This is a genomic window from Pseudobacteroides sp. (genome assembly GCF_036567765.1).
Classification (GTDB): domain Bacteria; phylum Bacillota; class Clostridia; order Acetivibrionales; family DSM-2933; genus Pseudobacteroides.
Genome location: NZ_DATCTU010000096.1, coordinates 1 through 4,941, shown reverse-complemented (window position 1 = coordinate 4,941; position 4,941 = coordinate 1). Strand labels below are relative to the sequence as shown.

At 34.3% G+C, this 4,941-nt stretch carries 1 protein-coding gene; it reads right to left on the bottom strand.

Going from position 1 to position 4,941, the window contains the following annotated elements:
• Nucleotides 1-4,941 (bottom strand): CARDB domain-containing protein (locus VIO64_RS15370; protein WP_331919795.1); only part of this gene is annotated, 4,941 nt, incomplete at both ends.

The window sequence follows — 4,941 nt, the reverse complement described above, 5'->3', positions numbered from 1 at the left end:
AATAGTTAGCATATGCAATCTTAATATTTCTTATTTTAGCATAACACTTTTTTTCTACACCCTTATAATCAAGCTCCGGTATAAAAATTTTGCTTACTCTGTTAACAGCATTATTTCCACCGATTATAACAATATTTTTACCATCAAAAGATAGAGTGTATCCATTTTCAGAAGTCAATTTATAAACATTTTCAAGGTAAGCCCTGGCACTAACTCCGGAATTTTTAAGAAATGCAGGGTTCATTTTCCTTATCCTGTTATATTCCAGCAGCTCCTTATTCGTTTCGTCATCCAGCGTTCCGTCTGCAAAAATACCAGATACATCAACAGGAGAAGTTTTCTCATGCCGTCCCATAAACTTCTTCTGGAAGTTCTTAATTGCTCTGGTTGTTACTTTTCCGTTAAGTTTTGAGCCTTCCAAATATAAAGTTACTAATTTTTCACACCCTAGACCGGAAAGTGTCATCTGCAAATCCTCAATGCTAATCTTAGGTGTTGTATCTTCGGGATTTGGAGCTGCATACATTTCAAATATTCCAAATGCATCTGTGAAATCTTTTATATCGATCGCTACCTGTCCATTTACAAAGAATATTTTACTCAGATTAAATGTTCGTTTTTCTCCGTCAATAGTTACATCAACAGTATTATTATCAGGATTTTCAGCATAAGTTCCTTCCATTTCATAGGCCAACAGCTTAAGGTATGCCTGATCAGGGCCAAGCTTCTCCTTTATGGGGTCACTTATACATATATAATACTCCCCTGTTCCATTTAAAATATCGCTGTGGTTTACCTCAAATCGATATTTCTCTCCTTTTGTAAGGTTCATGAGTATATAAAAATTTTTATCCCACTCATTGTCATCGTTGCTATCGCTTGAGCTTATTAGCATGCCTTTGGTATCAAATATATTTATCTCAGTATCTGTTTCCCCAGTGCTGCTTATACAGTAAATCTTCGTCTCATCAGGTGTAAACTCGTAAGCATCAATTTCTCCTGCATAGCTTATACACCCATATGTCTGAATCGGCAACTTTATTGGTTGATTTGGAGGTGTATTTGGTGGTAACTTCTTACCCTGAGGTTTTTTCTCCGGTGGAAAGCTAACACTTAATTTCAATTGCTCAATTATTTGGTTAACAATATTTGATATTTGCAAATCAATATTGCCGCTTGTATCAACAGAATAACATATTCCACCTGTAATATTAGCAATTTCATTAAGAAGCTGCGACTTACCTATTGATACACACAAAACCTTAATTTTCTTGCTTGCCATGTTTTTTGCAAACCCAACTATTTCAGTATAATTATTATCCTCTCCATCAGACAAAAGAAGAAGATACTTGTCGTATTTGCTGTTTAATATTATTGCTTCTCCGGCTTTAAGTCCCCTTAGGATATCTGTACTACCATCACCACCGGTTGATTTTATTGCATCAATGATATCTTTTTTATCTCCTGATAAATCAATTGCCTTTCTTGCAGTCCCCGAGAACTTTACAACTCCGAATTCATTGCCAAACTCATTTACCTTCTCAACAATATTAGTTGCGATTTTATTTACAATGCCCGTACTACTTTGTTCAACATTGTTTGGCCACATGCTTCCTGACTCATCAATGACAAACACTGCATTGTTATAATAATTAATCTGATTAAGATTCTTTTTGCCGGGTATATATGTGCTGAAATGATTAACCTTAGCAGTAATTATATTATTATAAGCATCAATATTGACATTATAATCCGGTAAAGGTACAAGTGTTTTATTTGTATAATCCAACCAGTATACAGTAAGGTCTTCTTCCGGTATCCCGTTAAGATTCATCTCATCGTAATAAAAGGATATTGTCGCTTCTTTAAAACTACCACCATCAAGTGTTATTTCTACAGGATTTGCTATTATTCCATTAGACAAACCATTTGTCATCTCACTAAGTTCATTCACTTCAATATTCAAAGCTTCAAGCGTGCTATTACCATAGACTTCAACAACCACGCTTTCTGATTGTGAATATTCTTTTGCTATGAATGGAGCGTATTCATCCTTGTTAACAGGAGATTTTCCAAGCTTGATTTCAATATTGTCATAAGCACCATCCTCATCTGAATCCGGATTTAATGGATCAGTTTTATATCCATTAGTACCGTTAACTTCATCTCCATCACTTATTGAATCGCCATCTGTATCATAATTGTTATAATCAGTCCCTATTTCATTTTCCTTTTCATTGCTTAAACCATCATTATCATAATCAGCTTCTGCTTCAAACACCCTATTTCTTGTAACTTTTATTGTCTTTTCAAAGGTATCAGCTGATTCGTCAAGTTCTGCAGAAATTTTATAGTCTCCTTCATTTTTAGGAATCCAGAAGCTCTGATTTATGCCATCAGTAGAAAGGACTATATATTCTCCTCCACATATAGCACCTCTTAAAGACTCAGTCCTGATTTCAGTACCATCGCTTATTTTAAATCCAATTTTGTATGTTCTTCCATACGGACTATTTTCATTGGATATATTTCTGATCCTTGCTTTCAATATTACTTTTTCACCTTTAACAGGGTTTGGAGGGTCAAGTACTATATCCTCAATTTTAAATTTACACTTTTCCTTGACAATAATATTTCTTGACAATACATTGTTATTTTCATCCATCTCCCTTATATTGTCCAAAGCATCAACTATTGCAGTTATTTTATGTTCTCCTTCTTCTGCATCCCAAGTCCTGTTACTATCATCAATGTACCCTGTTACTATTGCTTTCTCACCTGGTTTGAGTTTAGAAGGCATGTTCGCCCAATATAATATATCACTGTCATCAATCTTAAATCCGACTTTACAATCGTTACTTATTGATACAGGGTTTTCTGATATATTCCTTACTTTTGCTTTTAATGTAACCTTTTCACCTACAACAGGATTTGGAGGATCAAGAATGATTTCAGTGACCGCTAAGTCAGGCAAAGTATCAACGTTAAGAATCTTATTAAATGAATTGTTCTCCTTATACATATCATTATCCTGATAGTATTCTTCAAGACTGGCTTGGACTTCATAAGTACCTTTTATATTTATTTGTGGCGAATCCCCATTATCGTCATATACTGCCAACGTGACGGATTGGTTAGGTTGTATTATCTTTGTATAATAGTTCGTATAGTATTTTGTATCAATCCCATCAATATGCATACCTGCAATAACTGGATATAAAGGTTGCGTGGCTTTCTGTCCAACATTCTTAATAACAATCTTTGTTACTATTGGATCTACACAATTAGTTTCGTATGGAAAAATTATATCTGTTATTGTTAGATCAGAATAATAGCCAACAGTTGCATCAACAGAGTTATTAGTTTCATTACTCTCGTTAAAAGGACTGCTCTTTTCTATAAATGCTTTAATTTTGTGAAATCCATTAGATTTGAGCATTTCGTTAAGCTCAGTGTTTCCAAGAAACAAATCCATGGACTTAAATGTTACTGACCCTTCATAATAATCAGTGTAGAAAGTCTTTTTCTGATTTTCAGCTGTAAAGCCTACTCTGAAACGGCCTGATTCTAGCACTTCATCGCCAACATTAGAAATCTCCGCCCGCAGCTTACAGGGTTCACCATTTTTGTTATCTGTTAAATCAACCTTTGATATTGTTAAATCTGGTGCTATTTCTTTTGATATAATTGTATATTCTTCATTTGTATTAATTTTTTTATCATAATCACAAACGTAGATATAATATGAACTTCCCTGAATAAATGTACTTTGTATAAAAATTTGTGTATTATTAGCAAATGTCGGTACATTTCTGGAATCACAAAAGAAATCAATATTATTTTTAAATATAGTAAATCGATACTTGCTTGTCTTTTTTGGGATAAAAAGAAAATAATCCGTGTCGGTATAGGTACTTAAATATCCCTTAACATCCTGCCCAATCCTTATTTCTTTCGCACCACTTGGCGAGTCAGCATAATCATCAACATAGAATTTTACTGTTATTTTATTGTTTTCTTCATTTGCTTCATCAATCTTGTTTTCACTATCTATGTTGAATGTTAAGAGGTATTCACCTGGTGCATTTGGAGTCCACTGATTTCCCGCTGCATCAAGCATTGGGCCTATTGAACAATTTCTATCCTTATCAATATCTGTGGTGCATTCTCCAATATAATTGTTATTTTCGCCACTTACAGTAACTCCAACTTTAAAACTACCCTTTGACATGGTATCCCCAATGTTTGTTACAATATGTCTTAAATCTACAGGCTGACCCGCCAAGTATTTATTTCTGATTATATAATCAAATACCAAATCCGGCTTACTGGTTTTTAAGCGTACAATAAACCTGTAATCTTTTCTATTGTCAGTACCGGTACGGAGATAATAAACCTTTCCGGCTTCAAAATGATAATCATTATTTGTACCCGATCCGCATGGATACCCCTCATTGCTATAGAACTCTGGCGTATAGTAACTATTATATATTTTTATCACATATATACCTGTCTTTTTTGGAACGAAAGTAAAATAATCATAATCATCTGAATCATGAAAAACACCACTGATCTCTTTCTCAAGTTCAATAGGAGTAGCATTTTCCTTCGTGTTTCCATGATCATCCTCAGGTGCCTGTATTTCGAGTACATTACTGCTATCTGATTTTCCGCCTTCTGCACTGACTGATTTTACATAAACCTTATTTAATTGATTCGGTGTCAGGCCTGCACATACGATTGTAGTCTGTTTTGTTGCAGCTATTACTTTATCATTACTATACACCTCATAGCTTTCGGGTGCCATGCCAGCAGTTGGCCTTGTCCATTTTAATGATACAGCTGTACCTGTATTCCATAAAGAATTTAGTTCTGTTGGTGCCAATGGCTTTTCGTACTCTTTTATGGTAACTGTCACTTTTTCATATAATGCAGAAGTAG